Annotated in this window: 24 protein-coding genes; 3 read left to right on the top strand and 21 right to left on the bottom strand. The window is 38.6% G+C overall.

All coding sequences use genetic code 11. From position 1 onward, the window contains the following. Positions 1–4: 4 nt before the first annotated feature. The 11 genes from M2135_RS07325 to M2135_RS07375 all read right to left on the bottom strand — a co-directional run bounded on the left by M2135_RS07325 (position 5) and on the right by M2135_RS07375 (position 11,449). The gene (locus M2135_RS07325; RefSeq protein ID WP_280747876.1) at positions 5–289 is read right to left on the bottom strand and encodes a hypothetical protein; all 285 of its coding nucleotides are present in this window, start codon (positions 287–289) and stop codon (positions 5–7) included. A 366-nt stretch (positions 290–655) separates the two neighbouring features. After that, positions 656–5,473 carry a tape measure protein gene (locus tag M2135_RS07330; protein ID WP_280747877.1) on the bottom strand — a complete coding sequence of 1,606 codons (4,818 nt, stop codon included), beginning with the start codon at positions 5,471–5,473 and terminating at the stop codon, positions 656–658. 9 nt (positions 5,474–5,482) lie between these two features. Further along, positions 5,483–5,953, bottom strand: a complete 471-nt coding sequence (locus M2135_RS07335) for a hypothetical protein (protein WP_280747878.1) — start codon at positions 5,951–5,953, stop codon at positions 5,483–5,485. A 67-nt stretch (positions 5,954–6,020) separates the two neighbouring features. After that, on the bottom strand, positions 6,021–6,686 hold the full coding sequence (locus M2135_RS07340; RefSeq protein WP_280747879.1) for a hypothetical protein: 666 nt from the start codon (positions 6,684–6,686) through the stop codon (positions 6,021–6,023). 34 nt (positions 6,687–6,720) lie between these two features. After that, positions 6,721–6,951, bottom strand: coding sequence for a hypothetical protein (locus M2135_RS07345; protein ID WP_280747880.1), 231 nt, complete (start codon positions 6,949–6,951; stop codon positions 6,721–6,723). A 120-nt stretch (positions 6,952–7,071) separates the two neighbouring features. After that, positions 7,072–7,707 (bottom strand): hypothetical protein, encoded by a 636-nt coding sequence (locus M2135_RS07350; RefSeq protein WP_280747881.1) that lies wholly within the window; start codon positions 7,705–7,707, stop codon positions 7,072–7,074. After that, complete coding sequence (locus tag M2135_RS07355) at positions 7,670–8,392, bottom strand: DUF4373 domain-containing protein (protein ID WP_280747882.1); 723 nt, start codon at positions 8,390–8,392, stop codon at positions 7,670–7,672. Before M2135_RS07355 ends, M2135_RS07350 begins: the two co-directional genes overlap by 38 nt. Next, the gene (locus M2135_RS07360) at positions 8,389–8,688 is read right to left on the bottom strand and encodes an AbrB family transcriptional regulator (protein ID WP_280747883.1); all 300 of its coding nucleotides are present in this window, start codon (positions 8,686–8,688) and stop codon (positions 8,389–8,391) included. The genes M2135_RS07355 and M2135_RS07360 overlap by 4 nt, the downstream gene beginning before the upstream one ends. Then, a complete protein-coding gene (locus tag M2135_RS07365; RefSeq protein ID WP_348537109.1) occupies positions 8,685–8,972 on the bottom strand; it encodes a DUF3853 family protein in 288 nt (95 codons plus the stop codon). The genes M2135_RS07360 and M2135_RS07365 overlap by 4 nt, the downstream gene beginning before the upstream one ends. 213 nt (positions 8,973–9,185) lie before the next feature. Beyond that, complete coding sequence (locus tag M2135_RS07370; protein WP_280747884.1) at positions 9,186–10,175, bottom strand: hypothetical protein; 990 nt, start codon at positions 10,173–10,175, stop codon at positions 9,186–9,188. Then, on the bottom strand, positions 10,172–11,449 hold the full coding sequence (locus tag M2135_RS07375) for a site-specific integrase (protein WP_280747885.1): 1,278 nt from the start codon (positions 11,447–11,449) through the stop codon (positions 10,172–10,174). Before M2135_RS07375 ends, M2135_RS07370 begins: the two co-directional genes overlap by 4 nt. Before the next feature lie 1,027 nt (positions 11,450–12,476). On the opposite strand from M2135_RS07375, the gene M2135_RS07380 reads away from it, so the two are divergent. Continuing rightward, on the top strand, positions 12,477–13,640 hold the full coding sequence (locus M2135_RS07380; RefSeq protein WP_280747886.1) for a metallophosphoesterase family protein: 1,164 nt from the start codon (positions 12,477–12,479) through the stop codon (positions 13,638–13,640). 93 nt (positions 13,641–13,733) lie between these two features. On the opposite strand, the gene M2135_RS07385 is transcribed toward M2135_RS07380, so the two are convergent. From M2135_RS07385 to M2135_RS07410, 6 genes are all read right to left on the bottom strand, one after another. Then, positions 13,734–14,861 carry an aminotransferase class III-fold pyridoxal phosphate-dependent enzyme gene (locus M2135_RS07385; protein WP_280747887.1) on the bottom strand — a complete coding sequence of 376 codons (1,128 nt, stop codon included), beginning with the start codon at positions 14,859–14,861 and terminating at the stop codon, positions 13,734–13,736. Positions 14,862–14,887: 26 nt separating this feature from the next. Further along, positions 14,888–15,259, bottom strand: coding sequence for a four helix bundle protein (locus tag M2135_RS07390; RefSeq protein WP_280747888.1), 372 nt, complete (start codon positions 15,257–15,259; stop codon positions 14,888–14,890). 27 nt (positions 15,260–15,286) lie between these two features. Further along, positions 15,287–16,255: an N-acetyl-gamma-glutamyl-phosphate reductase gene (argC, locus tag M2135_RS07395; protein WP_280747889.1), complete on the bottom strand. Its 969-nt coding sequence runs from the start codon at positions 16,253–16,255 to the stop codon at positions 15,287–15,289. Positions 16,256–16,333: 78 nt separating this feature from the next. Then, the gene (locus tag M2135_RS07400; protein WP_280747890.1) at positions 16,334–17,536 is read right to left on the bottom strand and encodes an argininosuccinate synthase domain-containing protein; all 1,203 of its coding nucleotides are present in this window, start codon (positions 17,534–17,536) and stop codon (positions 16,334–16,336) included. Between the two features lie 27 nt (positions 17,537–17,563). Next, positions 17,564–18,148 (bottom strand): GNAT family N-acetyltransferase, encoded by a 585-nt coding sequence (locus tag M2135_RS07405; RefSeq protein ID WP_280747891.1) that lies wholly within the window; start codon positions 18,146–18,148, stop codon positions 17,564–17,566. A 30-nt stretch (positions 18,149–18,178) separates the two neighbouring features. After that, entirely contained in the window at positions 18,179–18,619 is a 441-nt protein-coding gene (locus M2135_RS07410; RefSeq protein WP_280747892.1) for an ArgR family transcriptional regulator, read from the bottom strand. A 526-nt stretch (positions 18,620–19,145) separates the two neighbouring features. On the opposite strand from M2135_RS07410, the gene M2135_RS07415 reads away from it, so the two are divergent. Then, positions 19,146–19,940 (top strand): M48 family metallopeptidase, encoded by a 795-nt coding sequence (locus M2135_RS07415; protein WP_280747893.1) that lies wholly within the window; start codon positions 19,146–19,148, stop codon positions 19,938–19,940. A gap of 128 nt (positions 19,941–20,068) precedes the next feature. Further along, complete coding sequence (locus M2135_RS07420) at positions 20,069–20,827, top strand: RNA methyltransferase (RefSeq protein ID WP_280747894.1); 759 nt, start codon at positions 20,069–20,071, stop codon at positions 20,825–20,827. Here the strand turns inward: M2135_RS07420 and M2135_RS07425 are convergent. From M2135_RS07425 to M2135_RS07440, 4 genes are read right to left on the bottom strand one after another with little or no spacing between them, the layout of a single operon-like run. Continuing rightward, entirely contained in the window at positions 20,759–21,088 is a 330-nt protein-coding gene (locus M2135_RS07425; RefSeq protein WP_280747895.1) for a hypothetical protein, read from the bottom strand. The genes M2135_RS07420 and M2135_RS07425 overlap by 69 nt on opposite strands. An 8-nt stretch (positions 21,089–21,096) precedes the next feature. Next, positions 21,097–21,945: a DUF4296 domain-containing protein gene (locus M2135_RS07430; protein ID WP_280747896.1), complete on the bottom strand. Its 849-nt coding sequence runs from the start codon at positions 21,943–21,945 to the stop codon at positions 21,097–21,099. After that, entirely contained in the window at positions 21,935–22,621 is a 687-nt protein-coding gene (locus tag M2135_RS07435) for a lipoprotein signal peptidase (protein ID WP_280747897.1), read from the bottom strand. The genes M2135_RS07430 and M2135_RS07435 overlap by 11 nt, the downstream gene beginning before the upstream one ends. Positions 22,622–22,656: 35 nt before the next feature. Continuing rightward, positions 22,657–23,031, bottom strand: a complete 375-nt coding sequence (locus M2135_RS07440) for a TraR/DksA C4-type zinc finger protein (protein ID WP_280747898.1) — start codon at positions 23,029–23,031, stop codon at positions 22,657–22,659. Positions 23,032–23,068 lie beyond the last annotated feature (37 nt).

The raw sequence follows: 23,068 nt of genomic DNA on the forward strand, positions 1-23,068 counted from the left end.
TAATTTATCGGTTTATTATGGAATCTAATTTATAAGCTACTTCTATACCTATGAGCTCTGATCTGGAATAAAGAATCTTTGATCTAATTGTGGATCCACTTCTTTTTACCTCCTTAATTAATCCTTGTTTTACCCAGTTTTTAATCTTTGCTTCACCATAAAGCCTATAGGCTTCCCGTTGTGAAATTTGATCTGTTGTAGGCTTGATCCTTTTTACATAGGATGCTACTCCCAACTCAGCCATTTCCATGGAAATGTTTTTGAGCTCATAAAGTTCTAATGTTATCATATCTGTAGGAATTATAATTAATTTAGTACACAAATAGAAACGGTGTGCCTTTCCCGTTTGCTATCACCTATTACAAAGGCTGTGATGGCATTAACCATTCACACGGGGGTACACACCGCTAATATTTTTAGCATAATACCTAACTAATGAATACTAAAAATCCACTGTTGTAGAATCAGTGGACATATCCACCTTTGTAATATGTGATAGCATGACAAAAATAGTTTTTTTGTTTTTATCGAACAAATATTTTTTCATATTTTATTGATTACCATTGAAATATGTGTTTGTCAAACACACTTGTTAAATCCTTCCATCATCTTTTAAGATTTATGCCTCTGGTGTTGATAGAACTTATATCCTCTTTTACCTCTTTAAATTATTATTCATAGTAGATATATTATGCCCTATTGCCTCTAAATGAGCTGTATTGTTTTGTATCCCTGATAAATACTCCAAAGCTTTAGCTGAATGATGAGTTAATTCTTTCATACCCTCACTAATTGTATATGTATGTCCTTGTATGGCTGTTGCACGTCCGTTTAATTCACTGACAGTTTCCTGGCTGGCTGTTGCTATCCCTTTACTGGATCCTTCTCTTGTGCTACTCCAGAGGTCGAGCCCCTGCTTGTTAGCCTCCTCTTTCCATTCTTGCATCCAGTTTTGGGCATTTTCCATGTCGCTACTGATACCATTATAGAATGAAGAAACCAGATCACGAGCATCTTTAGCTATCTCTTCCTCTGTTTTACCACTACCATATATTTTTTCAAGATCAGCCTGTAGCTTTTTGAACTTATCAGAGAAGAATAGAGAATAAGCAATTTGCTTGCCCAGATCTTCTAATACCGATGATCCAGCCTCTCCAAATTTTTCCCAGGCACTAATGCCATTGTTTTCTATGGCTGCTGTAATAGAATCCATTATACCATCACCAAGAGAACCAAATGTATCTTGTAGATAGCTCCTAAGCTCTTCCTGTGCTTTTTCTGCCTGTTCCTGTAATTCGATGAGAGCCTGTAGCTGTTCTTTACTTGCATCACTCATTTCATGTGCATCCATGATAGCTTTAGCCCGTGCTATATCCAAATTGCCCTCCTCTGTCACAAGATCCTTGTACACTTCCAGGACAGGAGTCATTACGTCATGCTGCTTTTTCCAAAACCAGGCACCAGTAGTATAGCTACCTGTTTTGATTTGAATGTCATTGAGAACAGCCCCCATTCCTGTCTTAAAATTCTCCAGTTTAATGAGGTATGAATCAGCTTCCCTATTGGTAAACTGTTTGAACATCTGCTCAAATTTATTCCGCTCAGGATATACACCTTTTAAGGTTTCCTTAAATTTGTCGATAGCATCCCTATAAACCTCAATAGACCTGACTGCTTTAGCTATTTGATCCTCTCCAAAGATGGAAGTAGCTTCTTTCATCAACAGATTTTGCTCCATAAGCAATAAGTTATACTCATGTTGCATTTTTAATTTACTGGCAGCAACTTCCTTCAATGTTTCTTGGTGTTCTTTTTCTGCTTTAGAGGTCATAGAAAAAAGAGCTGTCATTATTTGAATGGCTGCACCAACAACGGCAAGGATTACCGAGGCTCGTTCCACACCTTTGACCTGTTCTGCTGCCATAATTGCAAGTTGCTGTATCCCCATTATCATAGCAATAGTTCCTCCTGCAATATTAGTAGCAGCAGATAAAGCAACCTTAGTCGCTTCATCAAGTCCATCAAAACTGTTACATATATTATCAACTGTTTCCTGAACTTCGTTCATTGTTTTCAGGGTGGAGTCCCATCTTCTTTTAACCTTATCAGAAGCAGAAAGATCAGCATCCTCAGCCTCTGCTATCTCTAATTTTTTCTCCAGTGTTTTGATTTTTGCACGAAGTACGGCTTTTTCCTTTTCGGAAATAGTACCTCCATCTTTGTCCAGAGCGTCTCTTGCAGTCTGCAAAGCTGCTCTTAGCTGCTTTAATCCAAGGTTCGCCATCTTGTCTGCCCAGACTGTAAAAGAGGCTTCACGGGACGCTATCTCTTGATCCAGAGTATTCAGAGCCTCCTGCGTATTCTGTTCTGCTTGGGCTATATTATCATCAGAAAAAACAGGGGATTTTCCTTCTAACTTAGCCTTATCATTAGCGTCTCTCATAGCAGCCACATCTTTCTGTAGCTTTTCCTCCAACTCCTTGCGTTTATCAGTATAAGTCTGGTATTGTTTCAGCATACTGTCTATTGCGCTCTGATTACTCAGAACGAGTTTATCTCCAGCTGCTTTTTCAAGATCTTTAAACTGATTTTTATCATCTTCTGATAGCTCTGTGGTTTTAGGAGTAAACTTTCCTTTCTTCCCTTGTGATTCCCAGATAGTTTTCTCCCATTCTTGAATTTTATTGAGCTTATCCTCCTTTTGTCGCTTAATCTGCTCCATTTCCTGCTCATAATTGAGCTGGTTTTGCTCCATCGTTTTGGAAAAACTATCCTTCTGAGAGTCTATTTCAGCCTGTCTTACGGCAAACTCCATATCTTTTTTAATACGGATCTCATCCTGAGCATTTTTCTTTATTTCATCAGAATAATCCTTTTGGGAAGTTTTGGAGGTTTTTGTATCGGGAACTCTTTTACCAAGTTCATTTATGCGAGCCTGTAAGTCGTCATATTCCTTACTTCCCTTAACTGTTTCTTTTTGTTCTTTTTTGAGCTGGTCTATGCGCTCCTCTACCTCACGGATTATTTTAAGCTCATTCTCCCTCTCCAATACAGCCTTTTTTAATGAATCGACATACTTTTGCTGAGTAGCTACTGCTTCATCTGTTACAGATGTCCCATCCTCCAGTAGACCATTATTATCATTGAGAGCCTTCTTAAATTCATTTAGTTTTTCCTGCCCTGCTACTATGGCATCCTCAATTTCCTTTATTCGTTTCCCATCAGGAGAAAAAACCTCCGGCTCTTCATTTTCCTTTTTGTTGGAATTAGGGTTTTCACCAAATTTGTCTTTAGCATCTTCAATGGTATTTTCATATATACGTTTTGCCTTTGCTATTTTGTTTAGCTCATCCTTTAAGTCATTTTCAAGTGAAAAATATCCACCTGATGAAAACATACCACCGCCAGTGCTTCTATAAACTTCTTTGTCAAATTGAGAGATGATTTCTTGAACCTCTTTTTTTGTAATATCTGCCTCTCCTTCAATAACTGCTACTATCTCTGAAAAATATTTTTTTGAAAGACTCATGCCCTCCTCATCTTTCTGCCCCTTAAATTTTTTATCCAGCAATTTCTTAATTTCAGATCTTACATCTCCTTTCTTTTCTGCATAAGTGTCTGAGGCATCTTTTACAGCAACATCCATAGCACGGGCACGAGCAGATTTAGCTGCTTCCTTCGTCACGGTTTTGTATGCAAGAGCAAGATTATCCAGAGCCGTCTTTTCGTCTCCCAATCCTTTTAAGTAAGATCCATAGGTGCTCATTATTGCATCCTTGGCAGCTTTATATTCCTCCGTCCCCTTTGTTGCTACCTTCATACGGGCAAACATGGCATCAATCTGTAGGCGTTCTGAGTCTATAGATCTATTGCTTTCATTTATCGTATCATTTAGTTTAGACTGGGCTTTTTCTGCATCGGTTTGGTATGTGATTAACTTATATATAGCATATCCCAGTGCTGCTACAGCTGCTGCTGCAATAGTCCAAGGATTTGCCATGATAACAGCGTTCAACTTAGTTCCAATAACAGCCAGTCTTGCATAAGCTGTAGAAAGCACATTAGTTACTGCTATATTTGCCGATTTGGCAGCAGTATTGGCAGCAGTAATACTATTATTTACAACTTTAGCAGTATTTTCAACTGCAAGCTTTTTAGCATGAAAATCACGTGTCGCTGCTTGAAATTGAATAGTGGCGGTTTCACGAGCTGTTTCAGCAGCAGCCAGTTTTCTCTGTGCAGATTCTATGGCTTTAGCTTTTCCTGTGGCTTGTGCTGTAGCGAGCTCAGCGGTTCTCGTAGCTACCAATTGTTTAGATTCAATATATTCCTTTCTTTTTGCAGCAACCATTTGGCTGGCAGCAACCACCTCCGTTCTTGCTTTCAACAGTGTGCTTTTCAGTGATTCAGCATTAGCTGCTACCTCAGCCTGTACAGCAGCAACATATTCAGCGGATCCTCTTACCAGATTTTTCTTAGAAATAACGGCTTGCTGTTCCACTGTAAGAAGTTTTGCCAACTCCTCAGCCTCGGCTCCTGCTTTCATTGATGAAACAGCCTTTTGAGTGGCAGCTATGGCTATTAATACAGCTTTGTACGCTCCGTAAGCCACAATCAATTCACCAAGTGTACTGCCAACAGCCTCATAATTTTCAACAATAGTGGATGCTCCATCAATTACGGTATTGATTATACCCTCCTGAGACTTTCCAAGGTTATTAAACATGGTTTCGATGGCATCCCCCAGATTTGCAATCTTACCAGAAATAGTCTGGCTCTGTTTGTCCATAAGGTTAAAGAATTGACCTCCAGCTTTAGTCATATTATCAAGAACCTTCTGTACTTCTGGGAAACCAATTTTACCAGCTGTAACCATTGCGTTTATTTCTTCCTCAGTCTTACCGAGCTCTTTCGATAATTCTTTTACCAGAGGAATACCACGCCCCATAAATTGTCTAACATCCTGGGTAAACAAACGCCCTTGCACCATTGTGGTTCCATATAAGTAAACAATATCATTCAAAGGTATAGATAACCCAGCAGCAATATTACCGAGCTGTACAAGGCGATCCGTGACCTCTTCTGATGCAACACCATAAGCCAGCAACTGTTTCGCTCCAGATGCAACACCTTGTAGATCGAATGGAGTTCGAGCAGCAGTATCCACAACCTGAGCCATGAGAGCATCAGCTTTCTGCTTATTGCCCAGCATAGTCTCAAATGCAACCTCCAGCTTTTGGAACTCACCTCTGACAGTAGCCATTTTGTTAGCATAAGAGAGAGCTTGCTGAGCGGTAAAGAAGCCAGTTGCTGCAACTGTTACCTTCCGAAAAATGGAGTCTATTCTTGCTCCCTCAGTATCAGCAGTATTGCCTATGCTGCGAAATAGGTTATTGGATTTTGCAACATCACTCTCAAATTGAGAGTTGTCGAGCCCCATTGCCCACCATGTTGTACCTTCGTTGTTATTCATGATTTTTGCTTATTTTTTATCCTGATTAGAAATCTTGTCTAAGAATGAATTATAAATTAAAAGTTCCTCTGTTGTAAGTACAGAGAGATCTATTTCTTGTTTGCTGGATATAGTTGCCCCTATTTCACTTTCTATAATCTGAGTCGGTTTACCAAACAAGCGATCAAATAAAATATTGAGAGTGGAGACTTTACCTGCTTTTGTATCGGTGAATATTGAGCTTATAATATTTGAAACCCATATTGGAGTCTGTTCACATTTTGCAATTGTTCTTAATTCACTTGGTGTACGTTCCATTAGGTAGCGGAGTATATTATAGTAATCCTCCTTACTTAATTCAATCTCGACACGCTTTGCAGTAGCTTTAAAAAGCTGTTTATATAATGTCGGTTTTCTTCCTGATTTTTCAGGTTGCCTGGTTGCTGAAAACTGTTTTCCTACAGTGTTTCCTGGCTGAAATCCCTTTTTCCCTTTAGCCATATTAATGTCGATTTAATGCCGATTTATATGGATGGGAGATCACAGGATAGTAACCTCCCATCTTTGATTATATAATAAAACCAAAATTTTTACTGTTTATGCTCACTTCTCCATCATGATCTACTGCTAAAATGCTGAGGCTTGATGTATTCATGGGAGCAACAGCATAGAATTTTGCATACTGGTCTAAACCCTTCTTTTGAGCAGAATTAAGACTTTCCTGGAGATCTTTTACTGATTCAATAACCTTTTGCATTTTCTCAAAAATCTGATTACGACTTTCAGAATCTACATAAACAGAGCACTCATCTTCTATTTCGATTAACCTCTCAGGAGTGATTGAAACTTTTCCATTCTCAATACAGAGTCGACTAAACTCAACAGGGTTAGGATCGTAAAATGGGGTTGGTGTATAGTGATTTATTGAGTTGTATGCTCTCACTCCCAGATCCTTAATCCTCTTTGAATGTTCACTATATTTTTTTTGGATAATTTCCTCTAAAGCTGGAACTTTCTGTATTTCTTCATTTGCCATTCCTTTGAGAATATTTTCCAAATCTATGCTTTTACCATCAAACCGAACAGTACTTATCACAAGATCATAAGAAGGCTCTACGCCAATGGCTTTCAATTCATCTGCTATTTTCTGGAGGTTTACCACTGCTACATTATGAAGATTTTTAGTATCCTTGATGGCACGTTCATCTCTATCAATCAAAATTTTATTTTCCATATTTTTTATTTTAAAGAGTTTATACTGTGAGGATTTAATAAACACCCTTTGAACCGCTCCCTTTCATACATGGGGCACAGGCACCTATTTTTGTATCATCAATTGGTACCGATATATCTATAAGGAAATCATCTATAATGGGATCCTCATTTGGTTTTTGATCTGCTATTTGTTGCTCTAACTCAGCAATTCTTGCTTCTTTTTTGCCTATTGCATTTTTGTACTGTTGTTCTAAAGCATCCAATCTTTCTGTTAAATTTTCCATTTTTTTTAATTTAAAATTGTTTTTTTATATGCCTCTGTATCCATCAGAGTTGTTTAATCTATTTGTTTTGGTAATCAGATTATTACAAATTAGATTCTGTTTTGATTTTTCCGTAACGCCTCAACTCTTTCTCCTACTTTTTCCTAAGAATGGAACAACATTGAACATTTCTCTACATCTATCCCGAATATAATTACCATAATACTCTTGGGCTGTCTGTGGATCTAAGTTTGTTGTTATAAACGTTCGTAATCCTGTTGTCTGCCATAGAGAATATCTAATGTGTAGAATGTGTTGCATTACATTTAATTTTTGCCCGAAGTGGTTAGCCGGAATACTTTCACGCCCTAACTCATCAAAACACATAATCACTGGTTCACCGCAATATCCATCTTGATTGTATGTGTATTTATCCAGATCTCCATTTATCGAATACTGATTTGCCACATGTGAACAATCATGAATTAAAAAACCATCATTTTTAGCAATCATGAATTTTGAAAATACTTGCATTAGAGAGCTTTTCCCTGCCCCAATATCCCCCATAAACCATAATCCCTTTTTCAGATCTAATTCTCCTGGTATTTTTAGGAAGTAGTTAAATAAATCTGAGATTATTTGTCGATTACTTTCATCAACTTGAAAATCAGGAATAATAGACTCTGCTATCTCCATAAAAGCTATTTTTTGAGTATAAACCTGTTCTTTGGTCTGATAATCAGAAACGTTCGCTATAGTCTCTTTGTGATTTCTCATCTGGTTTAATATGTTGATTACTTGCATTATTACCTCCTTCCCTATTATCCTCTCGTTTCTCCCATGTCCTAACAGCAGCTTTCCAATCTTTCATTTTATTTTTTCCAATCATCCAATTTTTAGACAGATAGAAATCATAGAATTTTTCAGAATCAACTTTATTACCTCTTTCAAGACAATAAATTTTTATTTCTTCAACCGTAGGAGGTGAAAAGCGATCAGCTTTTAGTCTATTATCTCTTTTTATCTCTTTTCCTTTTATATTTTCTTCTCTTATTAGCATAGCATTTGTATTACCTTCGCTATGCGATTGTAATGCGTTTGCATTGCGTTCGTATTTTTTCCATCTAATTTCAGCTGCTATCCTTGCTTTCTCTTTTTTATCCTCCAGTGGCAGCATTCGTTTGATGAGGCTCTCGGAAAAGAAGATCTTTTCATCTTCAATATTGAAAAGTTCATAAGATCGTACCACAGTACCTATTTTTTCAGCAGATGTATTGTATCTTCTTGCAAGTGCGGGTAATAAATTCAGAGGATACTTGTAATCTGGCTGTTCTCTTAATGTTTCGATTAGGATCCAGAAAATTCCATACCCCTCTAATCCCAATTGATCTATAAGTAATACACACTTAGGATCATCTTTAGCATTACTGTCATGAGGGAAATAATAAGCATCCTTTTTCATATATCAGATCCTCCTTGAAATAGTGATAATTGTTTACTTGGTGAAATGAGCCAATATAATTTACGATTGTCGGGTAAACGCATATCTGTAATATTCCAGCCTTCACGTCTTAGATTTGATATTTGTTTTCTGGCATCGTTTGATCCTGTAATAGAATTGATTTCTTTAGCTGTTAATTTACGACCAGAAGAAAAAAGGTTTTGAATAGTAGATTGTATTCGAGAAGAATTATTACCTTTGTATTGTTCCTGTGATTGCCCTTGCTTGCCTGCGGGGCTTTCTTTTTTTAATTTCATGCCCTACGTCCTCCATCTTTACGCCCTGCTAATTCCAAAGCCAGCTCTGCATCTACTACGATTTTCCGACCGATCTGCTTGATTGCCTTGTCTATCTTTCCACTTGCCTTAATTCGGTTAGCGGTTGGAATAGAGCAGTTAAATAGTCGTGCAAGACCAGCGATACCATAGACATATTTTGCTTCGCTCATCGGAGCATGAATCACTTCTGTATGATTGTTCCCTAATACTTCCCGAAGTTGCCCAACTGTGAGCATGGCTATCGGAGTGTCATTTGTAACCATCGTAATCATATTCTTATTGTTATCTTATTAATTACTTGGTGCGTCCACCTGTTATTAGTAATCGATTACGATAGCAAATGTATATCATTGAGTATCGGTCAAAAAGGAATGTTAGTAGGAATGTTTAGGGAATAAAAAAAGGCTAATACTCAATATATTAGCCTCTGATAAAATGAACGTTGGGAAACTATCCTATTTGATCTGGGAATTTTCCTATACTTTCCCTTCGTTTTCGTAATATTCCGTGATGGCATTTTTGAATGATTTTCCAAAATTAGTCCTTAAAAACTCACTTTTTTCGGTCTTAGTACTGCCTTTTTCTACTTGCGGAAATACTCCCCTATCTATCAAAGGTAGAATTATAGAAGCTATACTTTTGGCAGTTGCTTCATCTTTTAGAGACAAAACTCTATTTATACCCCCATGATTTAAGAACATCTTTATATCATTCTCTTTTTCATTGCAGAGGGATTGTATAGCAGGAATATGTTCTTCAATACTTTCCTCCTCTCCCTTGTCTCTACTTGGTAGTGGTTTTCCTACAGCTTCTAATACAGCTCTCTTTTTGTATATTTGATCTACATAGGCTTCAAATGATATTTTGTATTTCCACTGGATATTAATATCAATGGAAAAACAATTCTCAAACTTATCATTCTTGCGAAGGATATCACCCATAATATAGATATAAGTTGCTACATCATTTTCATTATTTAGTCCTCCCGAATAGCCTCGTGAAACTGCGGGGTAAAAAGAAGAATAGTCTTTTTGACATTCTCTCAAATGATAGTCCAGCTTGCAGGTTTCTGTTAATGGGCTATGGTATTTTTCCGGCAAGTCTTTTTTGGAAAAATACTCTGCAAGTTCTCCTGCTGCACGTTTGAATTTTATTGTTTCTGTTTCATTTGTTATAGTATTATGTATTACATTTTCTGTTTCGATTTCTTTAGTAGTCTCGTTATAGGATAGATCCCTATAATGATATGACTCTATCACAGTATTGCATAGATCATTAAACACAGCAATAACTTGACTTGCTTTTTTCTTGTAATGTTCGTTATATCCATGTTTTACAAGCTCATCACTTAAGATACTCAAAAGGGTTTTGAAGTCAAAAACTTTATAATATTTCTGAGTTGGAGCTTCGTATAGTTCTATCAATTTGTTATCTATAAGATCAAATAAATCATCTATATCTTTCATATCTTATCAAATTTACTCATTGCACTTGCTTTTATCTCATCCGCTATGTCAATATAAGGCTTCATCGCTTTGTAGTCGCTATGTCCCGTCCACTTCATTACAACCTGTGCTGGGATACCCAGAGAAAGAGCATTGCAAATAAATGTCCTACGTCCGCAATGCGTACCGATTAAAGCGTATTTGGGTGTAACCTCATCTATACGCTCATTCCCTTTATAATATGTTTCCCGGATCGGTTCGTTAATCTCTGCCAGCTCACAAAGTTCTTTCAGGAACTCATTCATCTTTTGATTGCTGATAACTGGTAATACCTTACTATTTAGTAAATGCACGTCTTTGTATTTGTCCAGTATTGCCCGGCTATGGCTGTTTAGTTCAATGATGAGGCTATCTGCTGTCTTTACGGTCGTTATTTCAATATGGTTATCTTTTATGTCGCTACGTTTTAGGTTATACACATCCGAATACCTTAACCCTGTGAAACATTGGAATAGGAATACATCACGAACCCGCTCCAGGTACTGTTTGCTTTCTGGTATCTTGCATTCCCGAAGTAAGGCAAGCTCTTTCCATGTCAGAAAGATTATTTTTTGTTGGGTAGTGCGTAGATTAGGCTTGTAATCTTCGTATGCAGTGTTATTATGATAGCCTTTCTTATGTGCCCACCGAAGAAACCATTTAAGAAAGCAACTGATCTGTTTTTTTATCGTACTGTTTCTCATATCAAGAACATCCCGAAGGTAAACAATATATTCAGATAGCCCTTTCTCATCGAAATAGTCAAAAGTTATATCGTTGTTATATCGTTGAAGGTGATTTCTTACTACTCCAAATTTTCGGTAGGTAGATTCTGTCCAATTGTTTTTTATGCCACATTCTTTAGTGAACTCATCAAAAGCTCTAAAAAAGTGAATCTCTTTTGTTTTGGTATCTACATTGTTACTTTTTGATCCAAAAGCTTCTTTCAGTTGATCCGGTGTTGGGATCATATCTTGTACCTCAAATTCTTTAAAAATAACCTCTATTTTGGAATATAAGCTTGATAGATTCGAGTTTATCTCGGATGCACTCTGTTTCAGTTTATTTGTACACCCTTTCTTTACTCGTTGTTTATCCAATTCCCATTTTGATACATCAATCCGGTAGCCAGTAGAAAAGTCCACACGATTACCACAATAGATTACACGCATACGGATAGGCACATTCTCTGTAATAGGAACACCGTTTTTCTTTCGGCTTTCAAGTGAAAAGATTATATTTCGCTTTATATTCATGGGTGCAAAATTGGGTGTAAAATTAAATCCACACCCAAAATTACACCCATTTTTTGAGATATGCAATAATGTTTTAAGATATTTTGCTTATCTTTTGTTTTGTAAAATGCTGGTTAATAGCGTGATTTTAAGATGTGTTGATGTTCTGTATAATATAACGTGCTGGAGTCTCCAGCTCCACCCAAAAGATTTACGAAAGTTTTCAAAAAGCTAAAAAGCACTGCAAATCAACAAAATAAAGATTGCGGTGCTTTTTTACGTTTATCTATAATTGTTTGTAATTGTCGAAAATGGTACTTATTTTTGTGGTAAGAAGTACCGAGTTTTACAAAAAGTACCAAATATGGAGATCCGACACAGAATATTATTCTTTCTGCAGAAGGTGGAAAACCCAATGTGTATTGACCCCTGAAACCAAAACAGGTTTGACCCTTGAAAATTATTTAATTTTGCCCCCAAAGCATCTTGATAAGTGGGGTCATTTTTATTTTGGAATACCATCCTTAGGCGGATACACCATTATTTTTTCTTTTTTTAATTGATATACATTTCATTCATGGAAACGATAGATAAGACAACACTTTATGGAAATTTACTCTTTCGGCACGAAAGGAAGAAATTTCTATAAACCGTTTGCGGCTTGGTGTTGGCGTTCTATCGTTGGAATGTACCTTTGTATATCTCTTAAAAAAGGATTTAGGAGATTCTTTATTTCGTTCATTCAGTTTTCTTTTCCTTCCCTGTAATCTGTATTATGGAATTACGTAAAAGTCTATGTTGACATACATTTCAATGGGGTCATTTTTATTTTGGATATAAGGGTCAATCTTATTTTGGAGCAAGGGGTCAAATTCGTTTGGTTTCAGGGGTCAATCTGAACTGGATTTTCCACCTCCAACAGAAACGTGTGACAAGAGGGGAAATGTTTTTTTGTTTTTGCATCAATACAGATTAGAGCGAATAAATTAAATTCATTACTTTTGGTGAATACAACTTATTTTCCTTAATCTTTAATTACAGTAGACAGATGAAAAAACTATCATTCACAGTATTGCTATTTATCCTCTCTTTGGCAGCTTTTGGTCAGTCCGACTTCAACATTCTTTATGGCCCTTATCTGCAGAATGTCTCAGAACATGAAGCAACAGTCATCTGGGTGACCAATAAAAAAGCCGTTTCATGGGTTGAAATGGCTCCTGATGATGAGACCCATTTTTATGCTGAAGAACGCCCACAGTTTTTTCAAACAAACTTCGGGAAAAAGATGATCGGTACTTTACATAGTGTACGACTGACCGGATTGAAAACAGGAACTAGTTATCGCTATCGCATCTATTCAAAAGAGGTACAGGAAATACAACCGTATCATATTCAATATGGGAAAGTGGTTGCCAGTAATGTGTATTCAGCCAAACCTTTTAAATTCAGGACTCTGGATAAAGATCAATCCAAAGCATCTTTCCTGATGGTGAATGACATCCATGGAGACAACACACTTTTTGCCCATTTATTAAAAGACGAGCCGTTGAAAGATTTCGACTTCGTACTTTTCAATGGGGATATGTTAAGTGACATACGCTCTGAGCAGCAACTGTTTGATGGCTTTATGACCCTTGCCGTTCAGCAATTTGCGACAGAAATACCGATGTTTTTTGCCCGGGGCAACCATGAAGCACGCGGTCTATTTTCAACCGAATTCATTAATTACTTCCCTACTCCTACCGGACAGCCCTATTACTCTTTCCGACAAGGTCCAGCCTTTTTTATCGTCTTGGATGCAGGAGAAGACAAACCTGATAGTGATATTGAATATCATGGTTTAGGTGCTTTTGATATCTATCGGAAGGAACAGACGCAGTGGCTTAAAGAAACATTGGAAAGCGAGGCATTTAAACAAGCACCGGTAAAAATCGTGATTATGCACGTTCCGCCGATTCGTTCGACCTGGTATGGTCCGATACAAGTAAAAAAAGAGTTTATTCCTTTATTGAACAATGCGGGTATTGACCTGATGTTGAGTGGGCATCTCCACCAACATTTTTATATCCCTGCCGGAGAAGATGATCTTCAATTTCCGTTGCTCATCAACTCCAATAAACATGCTGTTAGGGTTGATGTAAATGGAAAGCAAATCACACTTCAGGTGAAAGATGAAGCGGGTAAACTGTTTAAAGAGATAAAACTACAATAGTTCTTTCTTAGGATTAGTTTATAAAAAGAAATGATCTTAGAAAACAGAAAGGCCGTCACAGTTCAAATCTGTCTACGGCCTTTTTTATAACAATCAAGCGTTTAAAACTTTCCTAAAACGAATTAAGAAATCAGACGCTTCATCCATTGTCAGACAAAGTGGAGGAAGCAAACGAATCGTATTTGTTCCGGCAACTCCTGTAAATACGTTCTCTTCAAACAGTAGTTTATTTCGTACTTCCTTGATCGACTCTTCGAACTCGATACCGATCATCAATCCCCGTCCACGAATTTCTTTAATACCTGGGAATGATTTCAACTCTTCCAAAAGATAATTACCTACATGCGCTGCATTATCAATCAATTTTTCTGTTTCAAAAATAGTCAATACAGCTATTGCTGCTGCACAAGCCAGGTGATTCCCGCCAAACGTTGTACCCAACATTCCATAAACAGGTTTGAACATCGGACTAATAAGCAAACCACTTACAGGAAATCCGTTTCCAATCCCTTTAGCCACTGTAATTAGATCAGGTTTGATACCAGCATATTGATGAGCAAAAAACTTACCGCTTCTTCCATACCCCGACTGTATCTCATCAAGAATCAAGCACGCTTCATAGGTAGTACAGAGATCACGCAACTCTTGCAAGAAACGATCTGTCGGAAGTTGAATCCCTCCTACCCCAAGAATTCCTTCAATAATAACAGAAGAGACATCGCCTTTTTTCAGTTCCTGCTCTACTGCTGCTGCATTATTTAATGGCAGGTAAGTCACAGCCATATCTTCATTAACAGGTGCTATGATCTTCGGATTATCGGTCACGCGTACTGCGGCAGAAGTGCGTCCGTGAAAAGCGTGTTCAAATGCCAATACCCGCTTCTTCCCATTATGAAAGGAGGCCAGTTTCAATGCATTTTCATTCGCTTCAGCCCCTGAGTTAATCAGAAATAATGAGTAATCATCATAACCACAAGCTTTACCCAGCTTATCTGCCAATTGCTGTTGCAGACTATTGATTACCGAATTAGAATAAAAACCAAGTTGATTCACCTGGTCGGTGATTGCTTTTACATATACAGGATGACTATGCCCTACGGAAATTACCGCATGGCCTCCATAAAGATCCAGGTATTCTGTTCCCTTCGAATCCCAGACTGTACATCCCTTTCCTTTTACAATCTCTATATTGAATAATGGATAAACGTCGAATAGTTTCATATTAATTATGAATTATGAATTATAAATTATGAATTAGATGCATTCGATTTTGTCGTTTTAATGATAGATGTCAATAATCGGATAAGTTCGTCTGCATCTTTATATAAACTCTCGTAGGCTTTATCTTCTATATACTCGGATTTATAAAGTAACTCTAACCAATAAAGGGTTTCATTACATTCTTTTTGAGCCACAGCCAATTTGTGAATAAAATCCGGTGTACTTTCGGCATGTTCGCTTTCACGTTGCATTGCTCCTATTGATGTTCCCGAACGAAGTATCTGCTTTGACAAAACAAACTCTTTATGTTCATCACATAAATACTTATATAACTTGACTATACGCAATGCAAAATCAAAACTTTTTGTTCTAACTATATTTCTTTTATTGTCAATCATAATTCATAATTAACAATTCATAATTAATTAAAACGCACTCGGTTTTAAATGAAGTCCTACTTTTTCTTCAAGACCGAACAAGAGGTTCATATTATGAACAGCTTGTCCGCTAGCTCCTTTCAATAAGTTATCAATCATGGAAATAATCAATAATTTATCGCCATATTTCTCCAAATGGATCAAACATTTATTGGTGTTTACCACCTGTTTCATATCCGGATTTTTATCCGTTATGAATGTGAAGGAATGATCGTCGTAATACTCTTCATAGATACGGGTGATCTCCTCCAGGTCTATTTTGCAATTGATGTATGTCGTGGCAAAAATGCCACGTGAGAAATTCCCCCGGACAGGAATAAAGTTGATCGGACTATCGAAACTATTCTGCAACTGAGATAAACTCTGGTGTATTTCAGCCAGATGCTGATGAGTAAATGGCTTATATATAGATATATTATCATTCCGCCAACTGAAGTGAGTGGTCGAAGATGGCTTTACTCCTGCCCCTGTCGATCCGGTGATTGCATTGACATGAATTTCTGTATTCAGCATCAAATGTTTGGCCAACGGAAGGATTCCCAACTGAATACAGGTCGCAAAACATCCCGGATTAGCCACATATTTCGATTGGCAAATGGCTCTTCGGTTCAACTCCGGCAAACCGTATATAAACTCATGATCATCACTTTTGATCCGGTAATCCGTACTCAGATCGATAATCTTTACGTGATCTGGTATGGTATGACTCTCCATAAACTTTTTCGAATCACCATGTGCCGAACAGAGGAAAAGCAAATCTACTTCATCCATCGGCAATTGATCCGTAAAAACCAAATCCGTCTCTCCAAACAAACCACTGTGTACATCGGTGATTTTATTGCCCGCATTACTCGTACTGTTGACAAATACTATTTCTACATCCGGATGATTAATCAATAAACGGATTAATTCTCCTGCGGTGTATCCGGCTGCACCGATGACTCCTACTCGTATCATATATATTAATTATGGATTGTTAATTATGAATGGTTAACTGTGGATTCATCATTAACCATTCATAATTCATCATTGTATTTAACGTTTTTCGTCGTTTACGTTATAGTATATCTTCATTTGATTACCCAGAATACGTGTGAATCCTTTCACATCGTCCGCCGTCCATGCTTTTTGCTCTTCGCCATAGACCCCAAAGTCGCTCTTCATCAAATCGTGATCACTCTCTACGCCTACTAATGTATACGTATACGGACGAAGCGTAATGATTACACGTCCGGTAACGTTGCGTTGCGTACTTTGCAAAAAGGCTTCCATATCGCGCATAACCGGTTCGAGGTATTGTGCCTCATGCAAAAACATACCATACCAGTTCCCGATCTGATCTTTCCAATATTGTTGCCACTTAGTCAAGGTATGTTTCTCCAATAGTTTATGGGCATTGATGATCAATAACGGGCCAGCAGCTTCAAAACCTACCCGTCCCTTAATACCGATGATCGTATCTCCCACATGCATATCCCGTCCGATGGCCCAGCGACTACCGATTTCTTCCACTTTACGAATAGCCTCTGCTTTATCCGTAAAAGTTTCACCATTCACTCCGGTAATCTCACCTTCTACAAAATCGATAAACATATCTTCTTCGACTTCATCTTCGGCCTCCAGTTGCGAAGGATAAGCGATATCAGGTAAAGTCTGGTTGGAATGAAGCGTCTCTTTTCCGCCAACACTCGTACCCCAAAGCCCTTTATTGATCGAATACTCCATTTTCACGAAATCGGCTTCATAACCATGTTCTTTCAGATAATTGATCTCATAGTCACGACTTAGATTCATATCACGTGTAGGGGTAATAATTTCAATCCCGGGAGCCAACACTTCAAACGTCAAATCGAAACGAACCTGATCATTCCCTGCTCCTGTACTTCCATGAGCGACGGCCGCTGCTCCTATTTCCTTGGCATAATGAATAATGGCCAACGCCTGAAAAACACGTTCCGAACTGACTGAGATCGGATAAGTACCGTTTCGCAGTACATTTCCGAAAATCATATATTTGATACTTTTTTCGTAATACTCCTTTTCGACATTTATAGTCGCATGTTTTACCGCACCCAATTTGTATGCACGCTCTTCAATAGCCTTACATTCTTCATCCGTAAAACCGCCGGTATTAGCCAAGGCTGTATACACCTCATACCCCATCTCTTTCGTTAAATACATCGCACAAAAAGAGGTGTCCAATCCCCCGCTGAATGCTAATACTACTTTCTTCTTCATTTGTCTGATCTTTATTATCGTTTTTTATTATTCTCTTTCTCGCTCTTCTTTTTCACGTCTGGCTCGATGAGGATCTTTCGGGTCAAACAGCATAGCCGTACAAATACAGTATTTGCGCCCCGTCCGAATCAATATATCGTGATTGATGCATCCCTCACATCCTCTCCAGAATGCTTCATCATCCGTCAACTCAGCAAAAGAAACAGGGACATACCCTAGTTCCGTATTCATTTTCATCACCGCTGCTCCAGAAGTCAGACTAAATACCTTTGCCCTGGGCCATCGCAATCGGGCCAAAGTAAATGAGGCATCCTTGATACGCTTAGCAATCCCCAAATGTCGGAATTTCTCCACCACAATCAAACCCGAAGTCGCAACATATTGTTTGTTCCCCCACGATTCAATATAACTGAAGCCAACAAATTCATCCCCGGCCAAAGCAATGATCGCTTTACCTTCCTTCATTTTCTGTGCCAGATAGTCATGTGTGCGTGCTGCAATCCCTGTGCCACGTACTTTTGCAGCCGCTTCTATCGTTTCCAGTACGGTATCCACATATACTTCATGCGAAGCATCGGCAACCATCACATCTACTTCAATTATCTCTTTCATGTATCTAATATTCCTCTTTTAGACTACGACTTAAATAAACGGAGACAAGGCTTCTATAAGCTGATCCCGACTGATCCCATCACGAGGGATTATCAATATAGTATCATCTCCGGCTATAGTGGCCAAGATCTCTCTCGGTGCATGCATATCAATATCGGAAGCAATCCCCATAGCATAACCGGGACGCGTTTTTACCACAGCCAGATTCCCTGAAAATTCGATTTTCGGCTGATTACCCTGTTCAGAAACAGGTTGCATAAAAACAGAATAGTCCGGTAAACGATACACATACTTTCCTTCCTTATCCGCCACTTTGACCACCTGCAACTGTTTGATATCACGTGAAAGTGTCGCCTGAGTCACTAAAAATCCGTTTGCATTCAGATATTGAAGCAACTCCTCCTGATTACCGACAGATGTAGTCTGGATGATTCTGCATATAGCTTCTAAACGTTCTTTTTTGGTGCTCATATTGTATATTTATGCAATAAGGCTGCAAATATAAACCAAATAAATGAATAAATATACACGCTGTTCGCCATTTTTAATTGTTTTATTAGAAAACAATCTCGCTTGTATTATCCACTCACCTGCAAACTGCCATCTTTCGACCCGACTTCTATTGCATCTGTTCCTTCGGTTGTTTTTCAAAAAATCCAGATCCTTTTTCTACATCATCCCATAGTAATAAAAACATGATTCCAACTATTTTTCTGTAACACCTACCTCTGTTTTTTGTTAGAGGTACGTCTAAAATAATTTAGAGGTACGTCTAAATCCGTTTAGAGGTACGTCTAAAATCATTTAGAGGTACCTCTAACAGAAAAGTGTTGTTAAGGTACAAATAAACCGACAGCGACATGATGGTTTTTGTTTATAAACAATACAGGCTGTTATTCCCACCAATTTTCATTTTTAGTCTCTCATATTGCTGGTATGTTCTTCATGAAACACTATATTTGCAATCGAATTTAAACATCAAAAGGAAAAGTATCGTATGAAAAAGATTTTAGCGCTTCTAACAGTTCTACTGATTATTACAAGTTGTTCAACCGTTCCACTTACCGGCCGCAAACAGATGATGCTGGTCTCCGATCAGGAAATTCTTACCGCCAGTCTCAGTCAGTACAATGAGTTCATCGGTTCTGCTAAAAAATCCAATAGCAAAAATCAAACCGAAATGGTCGTTAGCGTAGGTAAAAATATTGCAGCGGCTACCGAAGAGTATTTACGAAACAACGGGATGGCCGAAGAAATCAAAGCATTCTCATGGGAGTTCAACCTGGTAGAGGATCCGCAACTGAATGCATTCTGTATGCCTGGCGGAAAAATCGTCGTATACACCGGATTAATGAATATCATATCCACAGCCGATGAATTAGCTGTTGTTGTCGGTCATGAAGTGGCACACGCTGTCGCTAAACACAGCAATGAGCGGATGAGTCAGCAGCTGATGACCCAATATGGTGCGGCCATCCTCGGTGTTGCCGTAAGTAATAGAAGTGCTGCTGTACAAGAACTGGCCAGTACGGTCTACGGTGTCGGATCGCAGGTCGGCGTTATGCTGCCTTTCTCGCGCAAACATGAATCGGAAGCCGATTATATGGGATTAGTTTTCATGAGTATGGCTGGTTACGATCCTGCTTCCGCAGTAGGTTTCTGGCAAAAAATGTCAGCGGGTAAAACAGGATCTACACCTGAATTTATGAGTACACACCCCAGCGACCAGACACGTATTGCCAACATTCAGAAGTACCTGCCTGAGATGCAGAAATATCGTACAAACAAGTAATTATAAATTGTTAATTATGAATGATGAATTAAATACCTAACTTAGCCCATTAGAAAAACAAAGAGAAAATACTTTTGTTTTTTGTCTTTCAATTCATCATTCATAATTAACAATTCATCATTAGAAACGTGTTGAGCAAAAACCAAATCAAATACATCCGCTCCCTCGGGCAGAAAAAGTACCGGGACGAATATCAGACATTCGTAGCCGAAGGCAACAAACTGGTCGCGGATATACTTCCCTATTTCGAATGCGACTTGATGATTGCCAAACCTTCCTGGATGGCTACTCAAGGAGATATTCGGGCGAAAGAGTTATTGGTTGGCGACGAAGAGACGATCCATAAGATCAGTTTCCTTAAAACACCTCAGGATGTTGTTGCTGTTTTCAGACAGCCTCAATGGAAGATTGAACAGGTGAATCCGGCCGACCAATTAGTATTGGCGCTCGACAACATTCAGGATCCCGGAAATTTAGGGACAATCATCCGGTTGGCCGATTGGTTTGGCATCTCACATATTGTCTGCAGTACGGATACAGCAGACGTTTTTAACCCCAAAGTGATACAAGCCACAATGGGGGCACTTGCACGTGTACAGGTTCATTACACCCATCTCGAGAGTTATCTTCAACAAATGAAAGGAAACAATATTCCGGTATACGGCACTTTTTTGGATGGCGAAAATATATACACCAAGGATTTATCACCCAATGGGGTTCTTATCATGGGCAATGAAGGAAATGGAATCCGGCCGGAAATAGAAAGGATTGTCAATGAGAAGCTTTACATCCCCAACTATCCGGCAGCGTGTCCAACTTCAGAGTCGCTGAATGTGGGGACAGCTACCGCCATTGTTTGTGCCGAGTTCCGCCGCCGTTTGGGATAAACCTTGCAGATGATACAGTTGTACGGGTTGACCCGGCTCTACTTCTTGAGTGAATCGCTTCCAGTGATCGATCAATGTCTCTTCCTGAATGTCCAACTCTCTGGGCAGAGGTATGATAATTCCATTATAAAATTCGGTATTTGCCATCTCTTCTTCCAATGGCCGGATCGTTAAAAGACAATGAGTCTCATCCAGTTCGAGATAATGCATTTTGTATATCCCCTGAAACCAGATATAATGAGCGGCAACTCTCCTTCTCATATCGCCTATTAAAACCTTGGGATAAATGTAGATGGATCTAATTCGGTCGAGTTTTCATTTTCTGCAGGAGCCTCTTCCTCCTCTCCTTCATATTTCTTCAACGCCTCCGAACCATAGTTGTATTTCATCAGGCTTAAACTATCGACAAAAATCTTATAATAAGACCGTTTTTCATCTTCAAACCGTATAGAACCATACACCTGTTTGACCTGTTTGGCTGCCTGCGTTCGTAAGATAAATTCGTGATACCCATCACGGTCTATCTGTTTCCTGATTGAAATGATTGTGTCATTATGAACGGCATTTAAACGAATTTCCGGACGATTTTGCATCGAATTGGTTAGTCCCCATACCCGTAAACCGATTACAAAAGCACTGCCTGAGGAATAATTCTTTTCCGGCACGATATCAAAAACAACTCCGCGAAACAAATCCTTCGGTTGAAATGTCAGGTATTCACGACGCGGCCATATATTGACTGAATCTTGATTGGTCACCGGAGCAGCCGAGGCCTGTACATCGCCCAGAGCGGTTATCGCATTGTTCAGATCGGCAATAACCCGCTCATAGACCTTCATATATATATCCAGATTTCGTCCATACCAAACCAATGAACTATCATATAAGGCGCGGTCAATATCGTATTTGCGGAAAACAGATTCATACAATGCCACTTTAGCCGTATCAGTATGATAACGCCCATAGTCGTTACCAATCATAGATTCAGCAATCAACATATCTTTCATCACCAGTTGCATTTCCTTTTCAGAAAGAATATGAGACGGCACCTTACTACACGACGCTATAAGAATACATGTGAGTATTGTCAAACCAAATGTTCGCATATTATGCTGCATCCGTATGTTCTTCTTTTTTCTCTTTGGAAAGGCTACCCGATAAGGTCTGACGATAGAATATTAAAAGTAAAAAAACACCTACACAAATAGCCGAATCTGCGATATTAAAAATCGGACGGAAAAAGACAAATTCATTTCCTCCCCAGATGGGTAACCACTCCGGAAGTACGGTTTCTATCAAAGGGAAGTAGAACATATCCACCACCTTTCCATGAAGCCAGGTCGAATACCCTCCTCCTTCAGGCATAAAAGTTGCAACCTGCCCGTAACTACTATCAAAGATCACTCCGTAAAAGACAGAATCAATGATATTTCCGGCTGCTCCGGCCAAGATCAACGCAATACAAGCGATAAATCCAAATTTATATTCTTTCTTTATCAGTTTATACAGGTAGTAACCGATAAAAACAATGGCCACCAGACGGAACAAAGAAAGAAAAAGCTTACCGAAAATTTCCATTCCAAAAGCCATTCCCGGATTTTCCGTAAAATAGATATAAAACCATGAAGTGATCTGAAAACTCTCATGCAACTGCATATTTGTTTTCACCCAGATCTTTAAGGTTTGGTCAAGCAGAAGGAGCAGTATTATAATTAACACTGCTCCCCATGCCTTTTTATAATTGACAATGGACGTTTGAGAATTGTCAATTAAATGCGTATTATTTTCTGTCATATTCAATTGTCAACTGTCAATTTTCAATTGCTTATTTATTTCGCTCCTCCCTGTTTCGCTTCAATACTTAATGTCGCATGAGGCACAGCACGTAAGCGTTCTTTCGGAATGAGTTTCCCTGTTTCACGGCAAACACCGTATGTTTTATTCTCGATACGAATCAGCGCAGCTTGCAAATTCTGAATAAACTTCATCTGACGTTGAGCCAGACGACCCGCTTCTTCTTTCGACAGAGTGGCAGCACCTTCTTCCAACACCTTAAAGGTCGGTGAAGTATCTTCTACATCATTGCCGTTGGTTACACCGGTTCTCAACTGCTCATAATCTTTTTTAGCAATCTCCAACTTCTCTAATATAATGGCGCGGAACTCTTCCAGTTCTGCATCCGAATATCTTGTTTTCTCTGCCATGATTCTAAAATTTAAATGTTCTACAATTAAGTCTGGT

Source organism: Parabacteroides sp. PF5-9 (genome assembly GCF_029893105.1).
GTDB lineage: Bacteria > Bacteroidota > Bacteroidia > Bacteroidales > Tannerellaceae > JARXWG01.